This is a genomic window from Vibrio aestuarianus (assembly GCF_012395185.1).
In the GTDB taxonomy this organism is placed as follows: Bacteria; Pseudomonadota; Gammaproteobacteria; order Enterobacterales; family Vibrionaceae; genus Vibrio; species Vibrio aestuarianus.
Window position 1 is genome coordinate 114760 of the sequence record NZ_JAAZTU010000004.1, and the last position, 18158, is coordinate 132917.

18 protein-coding genes are annotated in these 18158 nt (G+C 43.8%); 15 read left to right on the top strand and 3 right to left on the bottom strand.

The features are described from left to right. The first annotated feature begins 309 nt into the window (after positions 1–309). The 14 genes from HGG78_RS02885 to pgpA all read left to right on the top strand — a co-directional run bounded on the left by HGG78_RS02885 (position 310) and on the right by pgpA (position 12843). Positions 310–1602 carry an NCS2 family permease gene (locus HGG78_RS02885; RefSeq protein WP_053310902.1) on the top strand — a complete coding sequence of 431 codons (1293 nt, stop codon included), beginning with the start codon at positions 310–312 and terminating at the stop codon, positions 1600–1602. A gap of 52 nt (positions 1603–1654) precedes the next feature. Then, positions 1655–2119, top strand: coding sequence for a xanthine phosphoribosyltransferase (gene gpt / locus HGG78_RS02890; RefSeq protein WP_053310903.1), 465 nt, complete (start codon positions 1655–1657; stop codon positions 2117–2119). Positions 2120–2205: 86 nt separating this feature from the next. After that, complete coding sequence (frsA, locus tag HGG78_RS02895; protein WP_172532029.1) at positions 2206–3453, top strand: esterase FrsA; 1248 nt, start codon at positions 2206–2208, stop codon at positions 3451–3453. 100 nt (positions 3454–3553) lie between these two features. After that, a complete protein-coding gene (crl, locus tag HGG78_RS02900) occupies positions 3554–3943 on the top strand; it encodes a sigma factor-binding protein Crl (protein ID WP_172532030.1) in 390 nt (129 codons plus the stop codon). Between the two features lie 122 nt (positions 3944–4065). After that, positions 4066–5205: a glutamate 5-kinase gene (proB, locus tag HGG78_RS02905; RefSeq protein WP_172532031.1), complete on the top strand. Its 1140-nt coding sequence runs from the start codon at positions 4066–4068 to the stop codon at positions 5203–5205. Between the two features lie 15 nt (positions 5206–5220). After that, positions 5221–6471, top strand: coding sequence for a glutamate-5-semialdehyde dehydrogenase (locus HGG78_RS02910; RefSeq protein ID WP_172532032.1), 1251 nt, complete (start codon positions 5221–5223; stop codon positions 6469–6471). Positions 6472–6596: 125 nt separating this feature from the next. Next, positions 6597–7046, top strand: coding sequence for a transcriptional regulator NrdR (nrdR, locus tag HGG78_RS02915; RefSeq protein ID WP_053310908.1), 450 nt, complete (start codon positions 6597–6599; stop codon positions 7044–7046). Positions 7047–7051: 5 nt separating this feature from the next. Next, on the top strand, positions 7052–8146 hold the full coding sequence (gene ribD / locus HGG78_RS02920; protein ID WP_172532033.1) for a bifunctional diaminohydroxyphosphoribosylaminopyrimidine deaminase/5-amino-6-(5-phosphoribosylamino)uracil reductase RibD: 1095 nt from the start codon (positions 7052–7054) through the stop codon (positions 8144–8146). Between the two features lies 1 nt (position 8147). Beyond that, positions 8148–8804: a riboflavin synthase gene (locus tag HGG78_RS02925; RefSeq protein WP_053310910.1), complete on the top strand. Its 657-nt coding sequence runs from the start codon at positions 8148–8150 to the stop codon at positions 8802–8804. A 67-nt stretch (positions 8805–8871) separates the two neighbouring features. Then, positions 8872–9981: a bifunctional 3,4-dihydroxy-2-butanone-4-phosphate synthase/GTP cyclohydrolase II gene (gene ribBA / locus HGG78_RS02930; RefSeq protein ID WP_168521291.1), complete on the top strand. Its 1110-nt coding sequence runs from the start codon at positions 8872–8874 to the stop codon at positions 9979–9981. Between the two features lie 203 nt (positions 9982–10184). Beyond that, positions 10185–10655 carry a 6,7-dimethyl-8-ribityllumazine synthase gene (gene ribH, locus HGG78_RS02935; protein ID WP_005440184.1) on the top strand — a complete coding sequence of 157 codons (471 nt, stop codon included), beginning with the start codon at positions 10185–10187 and terminating at the stop codon, positions 10653–10655. Continuing rightward, positions 10655–11122, top strand: coding sequence for a transcription antitermination factor NusB (nusB, locus tag HGG78_RS02940; protein ID WP_053310912.1), 468 nt, complete (start codon positions 10655–10657; stop codon positions 11120–11122). Before ribH ends, nusB begins: the two co-directional genes overlap by 1 nt. Positions 11123–11368: 246 nt before the next feature. Beyond that, positions 11369–12343, top strand: a complete 975-nt coding sequence (gene thiL / locus HGG78_RS02945; protein WP_172532034.1) for a thiamine-phosphate kinase — start codon at positions 11369–11371, stop codon at positions 12341–12343. After that, positions 12340–12843 (top strand): phosphatidylglycerophosphatase A, encoded by a 504-nt coding sequence (gene pgpA, locus HGG78_RS02950; protein WP_172532035.1) that lies wholly within the window; start codon positions 12340–12342, stop codon positions 12841–12843. The genes thiL and pgpA overlap by 4 nt, the downstream gene beginning before the upstream one ends. A 57-nt stretch (positions 12844–12900) precedes the next feature. Here the strand turns inward: pgpA and HGG78_RS02955 are convergent, their stop codons facing one another. The 3 genes from HGG78_RS02955 to map form a co-directional block, all read right to left on the bottom strand. Continuing rightward, on the bottom strand, positions 12901–13284 hold the full coding sequence (locus HGG78_RS02955) for a DUF3461 family protein (protein ID WP_053310915.1): 384 nt from the start codon (positions 13282–13284) through the stop codon (positions 12901–12903). 128 nt (positions 13285–13412) lie between these two features. Continuing rightward, positions 13413–16037 carry a bifunctional uridylyltransferase/uridylyl-removing protein GlnD gene (gene glnD / locus HGG78_RS02960; protein WP_053310916.1) on the bottom strand — a complete coding sequence of 875 codons (2625 nt, stop codon included), beginning with the start codon at positions 16035–16037 and terminating at the stop codon, positions 13413–13415. 104 nt (positions 16038–16141) lie between these two features. Further along, on the bottom strand, positions 16142–16984 hold the full coding sequence (map, locus tag HGG78_RS02965) for a type I methionyl aminopeptidase (protein WP_053310917.1): 843 nt from the start codon (positions 16982–16984) through the stop codon (positions 16142–16144). Positions 16985–17363: 379 nt separating this feature from the next. Between map and rpsB the strand changes: the two genes are divergently transcribed. Further along, positions 17364–18095, top strand: coding sequence for a 30S ribosomal protein S2 (gene rpsB / locus HGG78_RS02970; protein WP_053310918.1), 732 nt, complete (start codon positions 17364–17366; stop codon positions 18093–18095). The last annotated feature ends 63 nt before the right edge of the window (positions 18096–18158 follow it).

Consider the following 18158-nt stretch of genomic DNA (forward strand, 5'->3'; position numbering starts at 1 on the left):
TCACCCCCTATATATTGGAATTTTTTGACAGTCAATTTGACTTAAGATGATTCGCCGCCACCTCAATGAGGTGGCGTTTTTTTATCTGTAATTTGGCTTTATTACTTCAAATCACTGCGCTAACCATCATAATAAATTGATGAATTTGCAATCAAAATCCCTTGTTTTTATGGGATTTAACTCATATTGACAGCCAAATTTCCTTCATCTCAAAACAAATTGCGTCTGGAATTTGTGATCTGATGTCTCTATAATCCACAGCCAATCGATTACGCAACCGTTTACTTTTTACCTTTATAGGACTCGATCATGCTCGAAAGGCTATTCAAACTCAGTGAAAATGGCACCAACGTGCGCACTGAGGTTATCGCAGGGATTACCACCTTCCTTACGATGGCATACATTATTTTTGTTAACCCTGCGATCTTAGCGGATACAGGTATGGATCGCGGTGCCGTATTTGTTGCTACTTGTTTAGCGGCAGCTATTGGCTGTTTTATCATGGGCTTTGTTGCAAACTACCCAATCGCCCAAGCTCCAGGGATGGGGTTAAACGCATTCTTCACTTATGCGGTTGTGCTTGGCATGGGTTATACATGGCAAGTTGCTTTGGCGGCGGTGTTTGTTTCTGGGATCCTGTTTATATTCCTCAGCATATTTAAAATTCGTGAATGGATTATCGAATCTATTCCTATGTCATTGCGGACAGGCATCTCAGCGGGTATTGGCCTTTTCCTTGCTTTTATTGCATTGAAAAATGCAGGAATTGTGGTCGATAACCCGGCAACATTAGTGTCTGTTGGTGCGATTACTTCATTACCTGCGGTGTTAGGTGCCATTGGTTTCTTCTTAACTATTGCTTTGGTGCACCGTGGTCTGAAAGGTGCCGTTATGATCGCTATTCTAGCGGTAACTGGCCTTGGTTTAATATTTGGTGATGTGCAATGGCATGGTGTGATGTCGACACCACCAAGTATTGCTCCAACATTTTTACAGCTTGATTTCTCAGCCATTTTTGAAGTTGGTATGATTTCAGTGGTTTTTGCTTTTTTGTTTGTCGATTTATTTGATACTGCTGGTACCTTGGTTGGTGTGGCACAAAAAGCAGATTTAATTGGTAAAGATGGCAAAATTCCTCGCTTGAATAAGGCACTGCTTGCCGATTCAACCGCGACTTCTATTGGTGCGCTATTGGGAACGTCTAACACCACTTCTTACATTGAAAGTGTCGCTGGTGTTTCTGCGGGTGGTCGTACAGGTTTAACCGCCGTGGTCGTTGGCATTTTATTCTTACTTGCATTATTCTTCTCGCCATTAGCTGGAATGATCCCTGCGTATGCAACGTCAGGTGCATTGTTTTATGTGGCCATTTTGATGCTTTCTGGCCTAGTGAGTATTGATTGGCGCGATCTGACTGAAGCGGCTCCAGTCGTTGTCACTTGTTTACTGATGCCTTTGACATTCTCTATTGCAGAAGGTATTTCACTTGGTTTTATCGCCTATGCAGCCATTAAGCTGTTTAGTGGCAAAGGGCGCAGTGTATCGATGAGTGTGTGGGTTATGGCTGCTATCTTCATCTTCAAATACATCGCCTCTGCGTAATGGCAGGCAGATTATTTAAATTATTAGATTTATAACAATTAGGTTTATAACAATGAGCAATAAATTCGTTATCACTTGGGACAACATGCAGACTTACTGCCGTCAATTAGCAGAAAAGCAAATGCCTGCAGAACAATGGAAAGGTATTTGGGCTGTCAGTCGTGGTGGTTTAGTACCTGGTGCAATCTTGGCTCGTGAATTGGGAATTCGTCACGTTGATACCATCTGTATCTCTAGTTACGATCATGATCATCAGCGTGATATGACCGTCATTAAAGCACCAGAAGGTGATGGTGAAGGTTTCTTGATTGTTGAAGACTTAGTTGACAGTGGTGATACAGCTCGTAAATTACGTGAAATGTACCCTAAGGCTAAATTAATTGCGGTTTGTGCTAAACCTTCAGGTGTTGATTTATTGGATGACTATGTTGTCGATATTGCTCAAGACACTTGGATCGAACAGCCTTGGGATATGACGATTCAGTACGCTGAACCTATCAATCGTAAACAAAAATAAATCTTTTTGTGTTTATTTGAAAAAGGCCCTTTATAGGGCCTTTTTTTTGATTACTATAACCTTATCGCTCTCAACAGAATCGGCTTATGTCTGAACCTAAAAGCAAAAATCTCTCTGAAACCTTATTCCAAAAGCATAAACAAGCGAAAGAAACCTCGGCACTCATTCGCTATATGCCAAGTAGCCAAGAAGTCTTGGACAATAAAAAGCAGCAGGAAGGGTATGCTTGGTATCGTAACCTAAGGCGTCTGCAGTGGATTTGGCAGGGGATCGATCCGGTAGAGCAAGAAGAAGTACTGGCAAAAATCGCTTCATCGAAGCACTCAAGAACACATGACGACTGGTTAGATACGGTGATGGGATACCATGGGGGCAATTGGTCTTATGAGTGGACAAAGCTTGGTATGCGTCATCAAAAAAGGGCGAATAACAAGCAAGGTGAAGAGGCGGCAAGTGAACTTTTTTCTGCGTCTTTGTGTTTTAGTATTGCCGGTTACCCTCATCTAAAAAATGATAACTTGTCCTTGCAGGCTCAAGTGCTAGCTAACAGCGCTTATAGTGAAGCGTCAAAACTGACGAGTTACGTTATTAAGCAAATAGAAGTACCGTACAAAAACAAAAAGATCATCGTTAACCTTCATTTACCTAATACCGATAGACCTCATCCCGTTATCATGGTGAGTGCTGGCTTAGACAGTTTGCAAACGGATATGTGGCGTTTATTCCGTGATTATTTAGCTCCACGCGATATTGCGATGATCACCATCGATATGCCTTCTGTTGGTCACAGTTCTCATTGGCCATTAACTGAAGATTCTTCATGCTTACACCAAGCGGTGTTGCACGAATTATCGCGTCTACCTTGGGTTGACCATCAAAAAGTCGGACTTGTTGGCTTTCGATTTGGTGGTAATTCAATGATAAGACTTTCTTTTTTAGAACAGGATAAGATCAAAGCATGTGTCTCGTTAGGGGCTCCAGTTCATGATATTTTCACTTCTCCAACCAAGTTAAAGCAAATGCCTAAGATGTACCTAGATGTTTTAGCTTCACGCTTAGGGAAGGAGGCCGTTGATATTGATAGCCTCTCTGGGCAAATGATGGCTTGGTCACTGAAAGTCCAAGGGTTCTTATCGAGTCGTCGCACTAAAGTGCCTATTCTTGCGTTGGGCTTAGAGGGCGATCCAATTTCACCTTACTCAGATAACCAGCTTGTTGCGTTGTTTAGTGAATATGGCAAAGCTAAGCAGATAAAAAGCAAAACAATTTCACAAGGATATGAGCAATCCCTCGATTTAGCGATAAAGTGGTTAGAAGATGAGCTATTTAGGTGACTTTTCCTCTAATTTAGTTAAGCATGATATAAGTATGCCTTAACAAGCATATGAACAATCAAAAATAATGATCATTCTTAACATTGAAATGGAGAGTCATATGTCAGAGATGACCCAAGCCCCGACTCATTATCGTTTGTTGGCCGCATTAAAGGCTATCGGTCCTTATCTACGTGAAGGGCAGTGCCGAGAGGAGCACTACTTGTTTGATTGTCTTTCTGCCTGTGTTAACGATAAAAAATCCCCAGAGAAAAGAGAATTTTGGGGATGGTGGTTGGAGCTTACCAAAACAGAATCTGGGTTTGACGCTAAGTATCATGCAGGACGCTATAACTTGGCTGGAACGTGGGATGCCGATACGATTCCCAAATCAGTACAATCAGAAGTAAAACGTACTCAAGAAGAGTTTCATGCAAAATTGGTTTCGACCTTGTATGAGCGATTTGAATTGTCGGTTGAGATTACTGAAGATTCTGCTGAATTCGCCTGATTTCCTTTCTCTTACCATTCTCGCGAGTAAAAAGGTGCTTTTTAGCACCTTTTCTACTTGTGAATTTTTGCTTTGATTGTTAAAACATCCTTTCTTATGTGTTTTCCATTTCAGAAGAAATCATGACAACGAATCAACAAAGCGGAAAAGCAATGCAACTTCAAACCGTCGTTGTGAAGCTAGGGACCAGTGTTCTAACCGGTGGTACGTTAGCGTTAGACAAAGCTCATATGGTTGAGCTTGTACGCCAATGTGCCGAACTGAAAAAACAAGGCCACTCAGTGGTGATTGTATCATCTGGTGCGATTGCCGCAGGTCGAGAGCACCTTGGTTACCCCGCACTGCCCAACGCAATGGCAAGTAAACAACTGCTTGCTGCGGTAGGGCAAAGCCAGTTGATTCAAGCTTGGGAGTCACTTTTTGCTATCTACGGTATCAAAATAGGCCAGATGCTTCTTACTCGCGCTGATCTTGAAGACCGTGAACGCTTTCTTAACGCTCGTGACACCGTCAATGCCTTAATCGATAATGACATCATCCCTGTGGTGAATGAAAACGATGCCGTGGCTACAAGCGAAATCAAAGTTGGCGATAACGACAATTTATCGGCATTGGTTGGTATTTTGTGTGGTGCGGACAAGCTGTTGTTGCTGACTGATCAAAAAGGTCTTTTTACGGCTGATCCACGCAAAGATCCAAACGCAGAGCTGATAAAAGAAGTTAAGACCATTGATGATACTTTACGCAAAATTGCTGGTGGCAGTGGCACTACATTAGGTACTGGTGGTATGGCGACCAAACTGCAAGCGGCAGATATTGCACGTCGTGCCGGTATTGAAGTGATCATCGCGGCTGGTCGTGCCCATAACGTGATTTTTGATTCATTGAGTGATAAGCCGCAAGGCACACGTTTTTTACCGTGTATTGAAGCGTTAGAAAACCGTAAACGTTGGATCCTAGCCGGCCCTGCTGCTTCAGGTGACATTGTGATAGATGATGGTGCTGTGAATGCTGTCGTAGGCAAAGGTAGCAGTTTGCTCGCCAAGGGTGTGCTTGAGGTACGAGGTAAATTTGCACGTGGAGAAGTAGCGCGTGTCACCGATCGTCGCGGTATGTTGATCGCCAAAGGGATCGCTGCTTATTCAAGTAAAGATCTAGCGAAAATAACCGGCAAACACAGTAAAGATATCGGTTTGATTTTGGGCCACGATTACGGTTCTGAAGTCATCCATCGCGACGATTTGGTCGTGATCCAAGAATAATTGAGGGAGAGACTCGTGGACTTAATCAACATGGGAAAAGCGGCCAAAGAGGCGGCTTTTCACCTTGCGACAGCATCAACGGCACAAAAAAATGCTGCGCTCGCCATCATAGCTGATGAGCTAGAAGCCAATTTTGAAACCATTCTTGCTGCAAATGCGAAGGATATTGAGCTTGGTCGTGACGCTGGTTTAAGCGATGCGCTGCTTGATCGACTGTTACTCAATGAATCTCGTCTTAAGGCTATTGCCAGCGATGTGCGTAATGTGATCGGCCTTAATGATCCTGTCGGTAGTGAAATTGACAGTAAAGTACTAGAAAATGGTATGTCATTATCGCGTCGCCGCGTACCGCTCGGTGTGGTTGGGGTTATTTACGAAGCGCGTCCTAATGTAACTATTGATATTGCGGCTTTATGTTTAAAAACAGGGAACGCCAGTATTTTACGTGGTGGTAAAGAAACCTTTTTCTCCAACATGGAGTTGGTCAAAGTTATTCAGCTTGCGCTTGAGAAAGCAAAGCTTCCTGCCGCTTCCGTGCAATACATTGAAAAGCCAGATCGTGAGCTTGTTTCACAGCTACTGAAGTTGGATGACTATGTCGATATGATCATTCCTCGCGGTGGGGCTGGCTTGCATAAAATGTGCAAAGAAAATAGCACAATACCGGTAATTATTGGTGGGTTTGGTATCAGTCATATTTTTGTCGACCAGTCGGCTGATTTAGACAAATCGGTGGATGTGATTGAAAACGCTAAAGTACAACGCCCTTCTGCGTGTAACGCGTTAGATACATTGCTCGTGCACCAATCGATTGCGAGTGAATTTTTGGCCAAACTGGTGCAGCGCTTAAGCGACAAAGTCGAATTTGTTGCAGAACCAAAAGCTAAAGCCTTGATGGGCGATGCTAAGCAATTGCGAGAGGCTGTTGATGGTGATTTCGATACCGAATGGCTAAGTTATACCTTGGGCGTGAAGGTGGTGAGTGATGTTCAGCAAGCTATCACTCATATGCGTGATCATAATGCGAGCCATTCTGACGCGATAATGACTAACGATTTGTTTAATGCCGAACTCTTCATTAATGCGGCTGGTTCGGCAGCAGTCTACGTTAATGCTTCGACTCGATTTACCGATGGGGCGCAGTTTGGACTCGGCGCTGAAGTGGCAGTATCAACACAGAAGCTGCATGCTCGTGGCCCCATGGGTTTAGAAGAGCTCACCAGCTATAAATGGGTTGGAAAAGCGAACTACTTATCTCGTCAATAAATGACTTCGGTGTCGCAGTTAACAAAACCTACTAAACATTGGTTGAAAAGGGGCTACGCGGCCCCTTTTGCTTTCAACTTCGCCACCAATTCCGTTACACTAATGCACATTGCTATGGAGGTGATATGCATTGTCCTTTTTGTTCAGAGAACGACACCAAAGTCATTGATTCGCGCCTAGTGGCAGATGGCCATCAAGTACGTCGTCGTCGCCAATGTCTAGCGTGTAATGAGCGTTTTACTACGTTTGAATCAGCTGAATTATTGATGCCGAAAGTCATTAAGTCGAACGGTAATCGTGAACCATTTAATGAAGATAAAATGGTCGGTGGTATCCAGCGCGCACTCGAAAAACGTCCTGTTAGTGCTGATGCGATTGAGCTTTCAATCAGCATGATTAAGTCTCAGTTACGCGCGACCGGAGAACGGGAAGTACCAAGTGAAATGATTGGTAACTTAGTGATGGATCAGCTAAAAGAACTCGATAAAGTCGCTTATATCCGTTTTGCTTCTGTATATCGCAGCTTTGAAGACATTCGTGAATTTGGCGAAGAAATCGCGAAGTTGGAAGACTAACGGCCATGTTTACTCCGTTTGATTATCAAATGATGGCGCAGGCGATTGCACTTGCGAAAGGTGGCCAGTTTACTACCGCTCCTAATCCCAACGTTGGATGTGTGATAACCCAAGGCGATGAAATTGTTGGCCAAGGCTTCCACTATCGAGCTGGAGAAGCTCATGCTGAAGTTCACGCTTTGCGCATGGCTGGTGATCGTACTGAAGGCGCGACGGCATACGTAACTCTCGAACCATGTTCGCATTATGGTCGAACACCACCTTGTGCCGAGGGATTGATCAAAGCCAAAGTTGCTAAGGTGATTTGTGCAATGCAAGACCCTAACCCGCAAGTCGCTGGGCGTGGAATTCAAATGCTGCGAGATGCGGGGATTGAGGTCGAAGTTGGGTTGTTAGAAGCGGATGCTATCGCACTTAATCCGGCATTCATCAAACGCATGCAAACGGGCATACCGTTTGTACAGTTGAAAATGGCTGCAAGTTTAGATGGCCAAACCGCACTCAGTAATGGGCAAAGTCAGTGGATTACCTCGGTAGCGGCTCGGCGTGATGTGCAGCATTTTCGTGCTAAAAGTGGGGCCATTTTATCAACCAGTAAAACCGTTATCGAAGATAATGCTTCATTAACGGTTCGTTGGAATGAGTTACCAGAATCGATTCAAGATAGCTACAGCCACACTGAACTTCGTCAACCGATCCGCGTTATTTTAGATCGTCAGAAACAGCTGAATGCCTCACTCACCCTTTTCCATGAGCCAAGTGAAATCATCTCGCTAACGGCAGATCATCGAACGTTACTCAATCAAAATGATCAATTTGATTTGACGCGAACCTTTGAATATCTCGCTCAGCAACACAATATTAATCATTTGTGGGTTGAAGCCGGAGCAACGCTTGCTAAGTCATTACTGCAAGCAGATCTGGTGGATGAAATTATTCTCTATCTAGCCCCTAAAATAATGGGCAGCGATGGTCGAGGTTTATTTGGCGCATTAGGGTTATCCTCTATGGCCGAGGCCTTAGAGTTAACAATTAAAGATGTACGACAAGTTGGGCCGGATATTCGGATCACAGCTGTACCGAAACTAAAAGATAAATAAGATGTTTACAGGAATTGTAGAAGCAGTGGGCACGCTCGCTGCCATAACACCAAAAGGTGAAGATATCAGTGTTACGGTTAACGTTGGCAACCTTGATATGGCTGATGTAAAGCTGGGTGACAGTATTGCGACCAATGGTGTGTGTTTGACTGTGGTTGATTTTGGCTCTCACCATTACAGCGCGGATTTATCTCTTGAAACTCTCAATAAGACAGGTTTCACTGCTTACCAAGTTGGTGACAAGCTTAACTTAGAAAAAGCGATGCTTCCTACCACACGCTTTGGTGGTCATATTGTTTCAGGACACGTCGATGGCGTTGGCGAAATCATTGAGCGTAACAGTGTTGGCCGAGCCATAGAATTATGGGTCGCAATGCCGAAGGAACTGAATAAGTACGTGGCGGAAAAAGGGTCAGTCACTGTCGATGGCATCAGTTTGACCGTTAATGAGTTAAGGAAAAACGCCTTCAAACTGACTATTGTTCCCCACACATCAGAAGAAACCACTATCAATGATTTTCATGTTGGACGTAAAGTGAATTTAGAGGTGGATGTTCTTGCGCGTTATATGGAGCGTTTACTTCAAGTTCAGCGAGGTGAAGATGCACCGGAATCTAAAATCACCATGGAATTTTTACAGCAAAATGGTTTTGCCTAAGCGGCAATATCATTACTGCCCTGATATGGGCAGGCAGCGGAAAGTAATCCAGTCATAGGAAGAGATTATGTCAATTAGTACGCCACAAGAAATTATTGAAGATATTCGTCTAGGTAAAATGGTCATCTTGATGGATGACGAAGATCGTGAAAATGAAGGCGATCTGATCATGGCCGCTGAACATGTTACCCCTGAAGCGATTAACTTTATGGCTAAATACGGTCGCGGTTTGATCTGTTTAACCATGACCAAAGAACGTTGCCAGCGTTTGGGCTTGCCACCAATGGTGCAAGATAATAACGCCCAGTACACAACCAATTTCACCGTCTCTATTGAGGCTGCTGAAGGGGTAACGACAGGTATCTCTGCGGCTGATCGTGCAGTGACAGTACAGGCTGCGGTCGCGAAAGATGCCAAAGCGTCTGATTTAGTGCAGCCGGGGCATATTTTCCCGCTAGCGGCACAAGAAGGTGGGGTATTAACTCGTGCGGGACATACTGAAGCCGGGTGTGACTTAGCGCGCCTTGCTGGGTTAGAACCCGCTTCTGTGATTGTGGAAATCCTTAACGAAGATGGCTCAATGGCGCGTCGTCCTGATCTGGAAGTTTTTGCCGAGCAGCATGGCGTAAAGTTGGGCACTATTGCGGATTTAATCGAATATCGTAATAACACCGAAACGACCATTGAACGTGTCGCGCAATGCAAACTACCAACTGAATATGGTGAGTTCGAGCTCTTTACCTACCGTGACATCATTGATAACCAAATTCATTATGCATTGAAAAAAGAGACGCTAGCACAACAAGCACCATTAGTGCGTGTACATTTACAAGATACGTTTACCGATTTACTACGCAGTGATCGTAATGCAGAGCGTAGTTGGACGTTAGACAAGGCAATGCAACGCATTGGTAGTGAAGGTGGTGTGTTGGTGATTTTGGGCAATGAAGAGTCAACCGATTTATTGATTCATCGTGTTAAAATGTTCGAGCAACAAGATAAGGGTGAAGCACCAACGCTAGCGAAAAAACAGGGCACATCACGCCGTGTCGGTGTCGGTTCGCAGATGTTGGCCGATTTAGGTGTAAGTGAAATGCGTCTGCTATCTTCGGCGAATAAAAAGTATCATGCTCTGGGTGGTTTTGGACTTAACGTTATCGAATACGTCTGTGAATAATTTTCTGAATCTAGCGCGTTTTTTCTAAATTGAATGTGATAGTGCAAGGTTCTGTTAGTCAAAGGAAGCGAAAGGCTTCCTTTGTTATTTTTAGAGTTTGGTGTTTGGTTTGAACGCTAAGCCGAATTTCCATTAGATATTGCTCACAAATTTGTGCTAGAATCCGGCGATTCTCACTTGTGAATATAGTTAAAGGAAAGCTTATGAAAGTGATCGAGGGTGGCTTCCCAGCGCCAAATGCAAAAATTGCTATCGTTATTTCTCGTTTCAACAGTTTTATTAACGAAAGTCTTCTTTCTGGTGCAATCGATACTTTAAAGCGTCACGGACAAGTTAGCGAAGACAACATTACCGTTGTTCGCTGCCCTGGTGCTGTAGAATTACCTCTTGTTGCTCAACGTGTTGCAAAAACAGGTAAATACGATGCAATCGTATCTCTCGGTACTGTTATCCGTGGTGGTACACCACACTTTGACTATGTATGCAGTGAATGTAATAAAGGTTTGGCACAAGTGTCATTGGAATACAGCCTTCCAGTCGCATTCGGTGTCCTAACTGTTGATACTATCGATCAAGCCATTGAACGCGCAGGAACCAAGGCTGGTAACAAAGGTGCAGAAGCTGCACTAAGCGCGCTTGAGATGATTAACGTTCTTTCTGAAATCGATTCCTAATGGGGGCCAGTGTGAAACCAGCCGCACGTCGTAATGCACGTCAATTTGCGCTACAAGCAATTTATTCTTGGCAAATTACAAAAGAAAATGTAGCCACTGTCGAAGAGCAATTCCTCTCGGGTGGTAAGTATGATGAAGAAGAGCATCATGCTGCAGAGCCTGCTTTAACGGCTCCAGAAACCGACGTTGCATATTTCCGTGATCTGCTCACGGGTGTAGTGCTAAGCCACACAGAGCTAGATAGCAAATTGCGTCCTTTCGTGTCTCGTCCTATGCAGGATTTGGACATGATGGAATTGGCGTTACTTCGTTTAGCCATGTACGAAATGACTCGTCGTGAAGATGTTCCTTATAAAGTGGTCATCAATGAAGCGATTGAGTTAGCTAAAGTATTTGCAGCTGAAGATAGCCATAAGTTTGTGAATGGTGTACTTGATAAAGCCGCACCTCACGTACGCAAAAAATAATTAGTCGTTTAAAAATAAAAAGGTCAGCATATGCTGACCTTTTTTATGACAATATTTCTCTGCTATATACCCAAACCACTTGAAGTTGCAGGTAGGCGGCAAGTGAGTTCATCCCCATCAGCATAGATAAGCTATGTGATTGGGGGGAGCGAACGTAGCCAACACCGCTGCAACTTCAGTCGAAAGGGTATAGCTCTAGCAACGAGGAATGCCACAATAATAAAAACTAAGGGCAGGAAACTTGGCATGTCCGGTGAATTTAATTTAATTAATCGCTATTTTTCTAACCGTCAACCGCAACGTAAAGACGTATTTCTCGCCTTAGGTGATGACTGCGCATTAGTTAAACCGCCTGAAAATGTTCGTATTGCGATCAGTACTGATACTTTGGTGGCGGGTACACATTTTTTGATAGATGCGAACCCTGCTTGGGTCGCACATAAAGCGCTAGCTTCTAATATCAGTGACCTTGCTGCAATGGGAGCAACACCCGCTTGGGTATCGTTTGCACTCACGATGCCAAATCCCGATGAGGCATGGCTAAAGCCATTTTGCGATGCTTTTTTTGAACTTGCCAATTACTACAATATCCAACTGATTGGTGGTGACACCACCAAAGGGCCATTAAGTTTAACGCTCACGGTGCAAGGTTTTGTTCCTCAAGAACAAGCGTTACTTCGCAGCGGTGCTAAAGTGGGCGATTGGGTGTATGTCACTGGTGATCTTGGTGATAGCAAGGCGGGGTTGGATGTTATTCTTAACAATACGTTACGTGCTAAACCATTTGCGCTTGAGTTAGAAAAGCGCCACTATCTTTCGACACCGAGGATACTGGCAGGTCAGGCATTGCTGAATTTGGCTTCAGCAGCCATTGATATTTCTGATGGTCTGGTTTCAGACATCAAACATATACTCGAACGCTCTCAGGTTGGCGTCAGCCTTGATGTTGCAGCATTACCTTTATCACAAGAGCTGTTGCAGTTTGTCGACAGTCTTGAAACAGCGCAGCAGTATGCGTTGACCAGTGGCGAAGAGTACGAACTGTGCTTTACCGTTCCAGAACAGAACAAAGGGTCCATTGAAAGTGCGCTCGCTCATTGTGGTTGTAAAGTGAGTTGTATTGGACAGATCCGTCCACAAGGTACATTTGAATTACATCATCAAGGTAAAGTGCTTAATTGGCAGCTCAATGGCTATGACCATTTCAAGGTGAATTTATGACAAATCCGCTATCTCGTCTTTCATTGAAAAATCCGTGGCACCTTTTAGCTACAGGGTTTGGCAGTGGTCTATCGCCTGTAGTACCCGGTACAATGGGAACATTGGCGAGTGTGCCTTTTTACTTACTGCTTGTTCAGTTACCTACCGTGTTATATGCCAGCGTCGTAGTGATAACCTGTTTGGTCGGCATTAAAATTTGCCAAGTGACCTCTGATGATATGCAGGTTCATGATCACGGCTCGATTGTTTGGGATGAATTTGCTGGTTTTTGGATAACCATGTTGGTGGTGCCACTGTTTAACTTATCCCCTTTTGATTGGAAGTGGCTGGTCACCGGTTTTATACTGTTTCGCTTTTTCGATATGGTGAAACCTTGGCCTATCAGTTGGTTAGATAAGCGAGTTCATGGTGGGTTAGGGATCATGCTTGACGATATTGTTGCCGGGTTGATGTCGGCAATTGCACTGTATTGGGTGGGGCTCTATGCCGGGTGGCTTTAAAAAAGGCGACAAAAAAGGTTCCCTATGGAACCTTTTTTCTTGGCTATAAATTGGGTGTTATTTTAGCTTCTCTAAATCGGCTTCAATCTCAGAAATTTTGCTGGAGACGACTTTTTCTAAATGACGCAGATCAGTGAGTATTTTTTGCTTAAGGTCTATCTCGGCCTGTGGTGCTGGTTTCGTTATCTTGTTCAGTTCATCAATCACTAACGTCAAGTTACGGTTGATTTCGGTAACTTCTTTGTACTGATGACTACCACTGTCGACTAAGACATTTTTTACCTGTCGGGGGTACTTAAATTTTACGCTTTTAGCGAAAAGCTCACCTTTCTGCTTATGAAAGTAAATCTTCAACACATCTTTATGTGCTTCTTGACGAAGTGAATAGCGCTCAATTTGTTTAGGATCTTGAATACCTAAACCTATGAGGTATGGAAACATAAGCGACCTCTATTATTTTATGTGACACATCAACGACCTGTTTCAATGTAGCAGGCTAAATCATCGCTAGATAGTTCCTAACCCCATCAATACCTCAACTTGTGGGCAAGATCGCTTTCCGTCTCCTTTTAATTTGGCGCAAGTTCAGAGACATTTTTTATTAGCGTTTCGCGTAAACTTAATTCCTCTTCTTCGCTTAATTTTCCTCCTTGAGAGCTTGTTAGAATGAATAAATCTTCCGCTCTCTCGCCAATGGTGGTGATTTTTGCTCCATGCAAATGAATATCTAAATTGGTAAACGTGCGACCAACCGTTGCGAGTAACCCCGGTGTATCAAGTGCAACAAATTCCATTAAGGTGCGCTTATTGCTTTTTGTTGGTAAGAAATCGACTCTGGTCTTCACTTTAAAATGTTGTAAGTTGCGTGGTGTACGGCGTAATTTCAATTTATCTTGCCAACCTGCTTTCAGACCATTAAGCAGATTTTCTATAACAAAATCATGGTGATTTTCATCAATTGCTTCACCGTTGTGATCTAGAACCATGAATGTATCGAGTACATAACCATCTTTACTCGACATGATTTGTGCGTCGTGGACACTTAAATTGCGTCGGTCAAGTTCAGCGACTACAGTGGCGAACACGGCAGGTTGATCTTTGGTGTACACAAAAACTTCGGTGCCACCTCGCGTTGCTTTTTTGCTAAGCAGAATGAGTGGTTGGCTTGAGTCTTCATGACGCAGTAAGTGTGTACAGTGCCAGGCGATCTGCTTGTGGGTATGGCGTAAGAAGTAATCAGCTTTAAACCGTTGCCAGAGCACTTCGATTTCTCGCGCATTAAAACCTTCTTTGCGCAGTAATGCTGACGCCAGTTGTTGGTTATGTCTAATCCGGTCACGGACATCGACAGGGTTTTCCAAGCCGCGGCGTAATGCGCGTTGCGTTGAATGAAAAAGCTCAGCCAATAACGTGCGCTTCCAACTGTTCCAGAGCTCTGGGTTTGTTGCGCAAATATCGGCTACGGTTAGGCACACTAAGTGCTCTAGATACTCTTCATCACGGACCTTTTTGGCAAATTCTGTGATGACATCTGGGTCATAAATATCACGCCGTTGAGCGGTGACCGACATCAAAAGGTGATTTTGCACTAACCAAGCCACAAGTTTGGCTTCTGGTTTGGATAAACCATGTTCAATACAAAAATTGTACGCTTCTGTTGCACCAATTTCAGAATGGTCACCACCACGACCTTTACCAATATCGTGGAAAATTGCTGCCAGGATCAGTAGCTCTTTTTTCTGAAGGCGAGGGTAGACCTCACAGCAAATCGGATGCTTGTCATGATTTTGGGCATGGTTAAAAGTATTGATGTGCTTGAGCAAACGAATACTGTGTTCATCAACAGTGTAAACATGAAAAAGGTCAAATTGCATTTGTCCGACAATCTGACTCCATTGTGGCAAATAAGCTGCAAGGACCCCTAATTTGTGCATCAAGCTAAACGCACGATGCAGTGCATTGGGATGGCGTACTAACGCCATGAAGGTTTCACGAGCTTCGGGAATAGTGTGTAGGAATTTGTTCAAGCGGCGACGAGCAGTACGCAATTGGCGCATCGTTGCAGGTGCAACACTCTCAATGGTCGAGTCATTGGCAATATGAATAAACATATCCAAAATTGTTTCTGGACGAGCTTGGAAAAGGGCTGGTTTACGCGCTTCAATCAAGTTGCCGCGACGTTGAAAATCGTCATCTAAAATGACGGCAGGTATCTCCTCACCGTTATTGAGGATGGCTTGATCAAACAAACGCAGTAACATTTTGTTGAGCTCAGCAACACGGCGCAGTGTGCGATAGAACTCTTTCATCATCATTTCTACACCGCGGTTGCCCTCACCAGAGAATCCTAAGTGCTCGGCTACTTGAGCTTGATGGGCAAAAGTGAGGCGGTTGTCATAGCGTTTTAACTCAATGTGTAGCGCGAATCGTACGCGCCATAGGAAATCTTGGCACTCCACCAATTCACGGTATTCTGCGTCAGTTAAAAAACCAAAGCGGCTCATTTCCAATAATGAGGTAGCACCAAAATGGCGTCTCGCAACCCAGCTTAATGTATGAATATCTCTTAAGCCGCCCGGAGTTGATTTGATATCAGGCTCAAGGTTGTAAGTCGTATCGTGATAGCGTGCATGGCGGTCTCTCTGCTCTTGAATTTTGGCACGGTAAAAGGTTTCACTGGGCCAAAATGACTCGGAGTGGATTTGCATTTTTAAGTGATGAAAGGTGTCGTTGCTGCCACATAACAAGCGAGCTTCTTGCAGGTTTGTCGCTACGGTCAAATCTTCACGCCCAATGTCTGCGCATTCTTTAACTGTGCGAACGGCATGACCTACTTCTAAGCGTAAGTCCCACAATAGCGTAATGAATTCGCTGATTTTTAGGCCAAGCTCTGCTGGCAAGGTTGTTTTTGAAACAACGAGAATATCAATATCAGAAAGTGGATGAAGTTCGCCACGACCATAGCCACCAACCGCCACTAAGCTAATATCAGCAAGTTGATTAAACTCAAAGTATTCCCATAAGCGATAAAGCAGTTGGTCCATGTATTCAGAGCGACCAAGCACTAAGTCGTTCACTGGATGGTGATTTAGAAATTCGCTTTTCTGGTAGTCGGTAAAATGTTCAAGCTGTTGTTTGAGTTCACTGATCGTGATCTGTGAATCGGAGAAGGTCAGTGGTGACTGAAAAGGCATAACGGCAATCCATGCTAGTGAAAATTCACAACGTGGAGAGACTGTATCAAATCGCTACCGATAAAAAAATATCCCTGCGAGCAGGGATATTCGTAACCGAGTGATTAGGCGTTATTCATTAAGCGAGGAATCGACTCTTCTGCACGCAGCGTAAGCACTTCACAGCCAGTTGCAGTCACTAAAATAGTGTGTTCCCATTGCGCTGAATTTTTGCCGTCAGCGGTATAAACTGTCCAGTTATCTTCTTCATCAAGGCGACAACCAAATTTACCTGCATTAATCATTGGTTCAATGGTGAAAATCATACCTTCACGTAATACGGTTCTGTCGCCATTTTTATAATGCACAACCTGTGGATCTTCGTGGAATTCAGAGCCGATACCGTGCCCACAGTAATCTTTAACAATAGAAAGCTTCAAGCGAGGATTGTTTTTATTGTTGGTTTTAATGTGCTTTTCTATCGCCGTACCAATTTCACCTAACTGAACGCCAGGTTTAACTTTTTTCATGCCAATGTAAAGACACTCTTGTGCCACAAGGCATAAGCGTTTGTCAGAAGGTGAAACTTCACCGACTAGAAACATTTTAGAGGTATCACCGTGGTAACCATCTTTGATAACGGTAATATCGATATTGACGATATCGCCATCTTTTAGAACCGCAGGGCGCTGTAGTTGACCGTACTGCTCGTCTTGAGAGGCTGGAATGCCATGACAGACAATATGATTAATGGAAGTACAAATTGATTTAGGAAAACCGTGGTAGTCCAGTGGCGCAGGGATTGCTTGCTGAACTTCAGTAATGTACTTGTGGCAAATTTGGTCGAGTTCTTCTGTTGTCACACCGACTTTTACATGCGGTTCGATCATTTCTAGGACATCAGCAGCCAACTTACCCGCTACACGCATTTTCGCTATTTCTTCGGCATTTTTTATTTTTACAGACATCGGTTTTCTCTAATTCATTCTTTTGCACGGCGTGTGCTAATGGGCGTTATTCTAGCAGTGCGTCGGTGAATCGCAAGAAGTCCCTTTCTGTAAGTAAGACTTATTTTCATAAAATGAATAAAAGTAGTACAAGCGAAAAGGGATTTTTTTCTAGCCAGATAAGGCTTAAATATGGTATAAAGCGCGCCGGAATCGAAGTGTGTTTTCTCCATTTTTGGCGAAACGCATATTCATTCCACTCACATTATCTTTAAATCACACACATTCCGACACGTGTTCCGGGGTGCTCCAACAGTAAAACTATTTACATTAAGTAGATAGATGTTAGGGGTCGGATTCATGGGGGATGTGGAGGCCTAACCCCATAGAGGATTTTAAAATGGCAACTGTATCAATGCGCGACATGCTAAAAGCTGGTGTTCACTTCGGTCACCAGACTCGTTACTGGAACCCAAAAATGAAGCCATTCATTTTCGGTGCTCGTAGCCGTGTTCATATCATCAACCTAGAAAAAACTGTACCTATGTTCAACGAAGCTCTAGCTGAGCTACACAAAGTTGGCGAGAAAAAAGGTAAAGTTCTTTTCGTTGGTACTAAGCGCGCTGCATCTGAAGCTGTTAAAGAAGCTGCTATCGCAAGCAACCAATTCTACGTTAACAACCGCTGGTTGGGCGGCATGCTAACTAACTGGAAAACTGTTCGTCAGTCAATCAAGCGCCTAAAAGAGCTTGAAGCTCAATCTACAGACGGTACTTTTGATAAACTAACTAAGAAAGAAGCTCTAATGCGTACTCGCGAAATGGAGAAGCTAGAGAAATCTCTTGGTGGTATCAAAGACATGGGCGGTCTACCTGACGCACTGTTTGTAATCGATGCTGATCACGAGCACATTGCAGTTAAAGAAGCAAACAACCTAGGTATCCCAGTTTACGCTGTTGTTGATACTAACTCTAACCCAGACGGCGTTGACTACGTTATCCCAGGTAACGATGATGCAATCCGTGCAATTCAGCTTTACCTAAACGCTGTTGCAGAAACGGTTAACGAAGGTCGTAACAAAGATGCAGCTGCAATTGCTGCTGCAAAAGACGGTTTCGTAGAAGCTGAATAATAGCGGCTCTGAGTCACGCTTAGTCGTCTATGTGTCACACGATTGATGCATTGACTAAGTTAT

Bases quoted from the DNA above. Each gene is read 5' to 3' on its own strand.
- pgpA (WP_172532035.1), top strand. From the start codon at position 12,340: ATGACAAATCCGCTATCTCGTCTTTCATTGAAAAATCCGTGGCACCTT.
- proB (WP_172532031.1), top strand. From the start codon at position 4,066: ATGACAACGAATCAACAAAGCGGAAAAGCAATGCAACTTCAAACCGTC.
- thiL (WP_172532034.1), top strand. From the start codon at position 11,369: ATGTCCGGTGAATTTAATTTAATTAATCGCTATTTTTCTAACCGTCAA.
- nrdR (WP_053310908.1), top strand. From the start codon at position 6,597: ATGCATTGTCCTTTTTGTTCAGAGAACGACACCAAAGTCATTGATTCG.
- gpt (WP_053310903.1), top strand. From the start codon at position 1,655: ATGAGCAATAAATTCGTTATCACTTGGGACAACATGCAGACTTACTGC.
- ribBA (WP_168521291.1), top strand. From the start codon at position 8,872: ATGTCAATTAGTACGCCACAAGAAATTATTGAAGATATTCGTCTAGGT.
- nusB (WP_053310912.1), top strand. From the start codon at position 10,655: ATGGGGGCCAGTGTGAAACCAGCCGCACGTCGTAATGCACGTCAATTT.
- crl (WP_172532030.1), top strand. From the start codon at position 3,554: ATGTCAGAGATGACCCAAGCCCCGACTCATTATCGTTTGTTGGCCGCA.
- HGG78_RS02925 (WP_053310910.1), top strand. From the start codon at position 8,148: ATGTTTACAGGAATTGTAGAAGCAGTGGGCACGCTCGCTGCCATAACA.
- map (WP_053310917.1), bottom strand. From the start codon at position 16,984: ATGTCTGTAAAAATAAAAAATGCCGAAGAAATAGCGAAAATGCGTGTA.
- HGG78_RS02885 (WP_053310902.1), top strand. From the start codon at position 310: ATGCTCGAAAGGCTATTCAAACTCAGTGAAAATGGCACCAACGTGCGC.
- HGG78_RS02955 (WP_053310915.1), bottom strand. From the start codon at position 13,284: ATGTTTCCATACCTCATAGGTTTAGGTATTCAAGATCCTAAACAAATT.
- rpsB (WP_053310918.1), top strand. From the start codon at position 17,364: ATGGCAACTGTATCAATGCGCGACATGCTAAAAGCTGGTGTTCACTTC.
- ribH (WP_005440184.1), top strand. From the start codon at position 10,185: ATGAAAGTGATCGAGGGTGGCTTCCCAGCGCCAAATGCAAAAATTGCT.
- frsA (WP_172532029.1), top strand. From the start codon at position 2,206: ATGTCTGAACCTAAAAGCAAAAATCTCTCTGAAACCTTATTCCAAAAG.
- ribD (WP_172532033.1), top strand. From the start codon at position 7,052: ATGTTTACTCCGTTTGATTATCAAATGATGGCGCAGGCGATTGCACTT.
- glnD (WP_053310916.1), bottom strand. From the start codon at position 16,037: ATGCCTTTTCAGTCACCACTGACCTTCTCCGATTCACAGATCACGATC.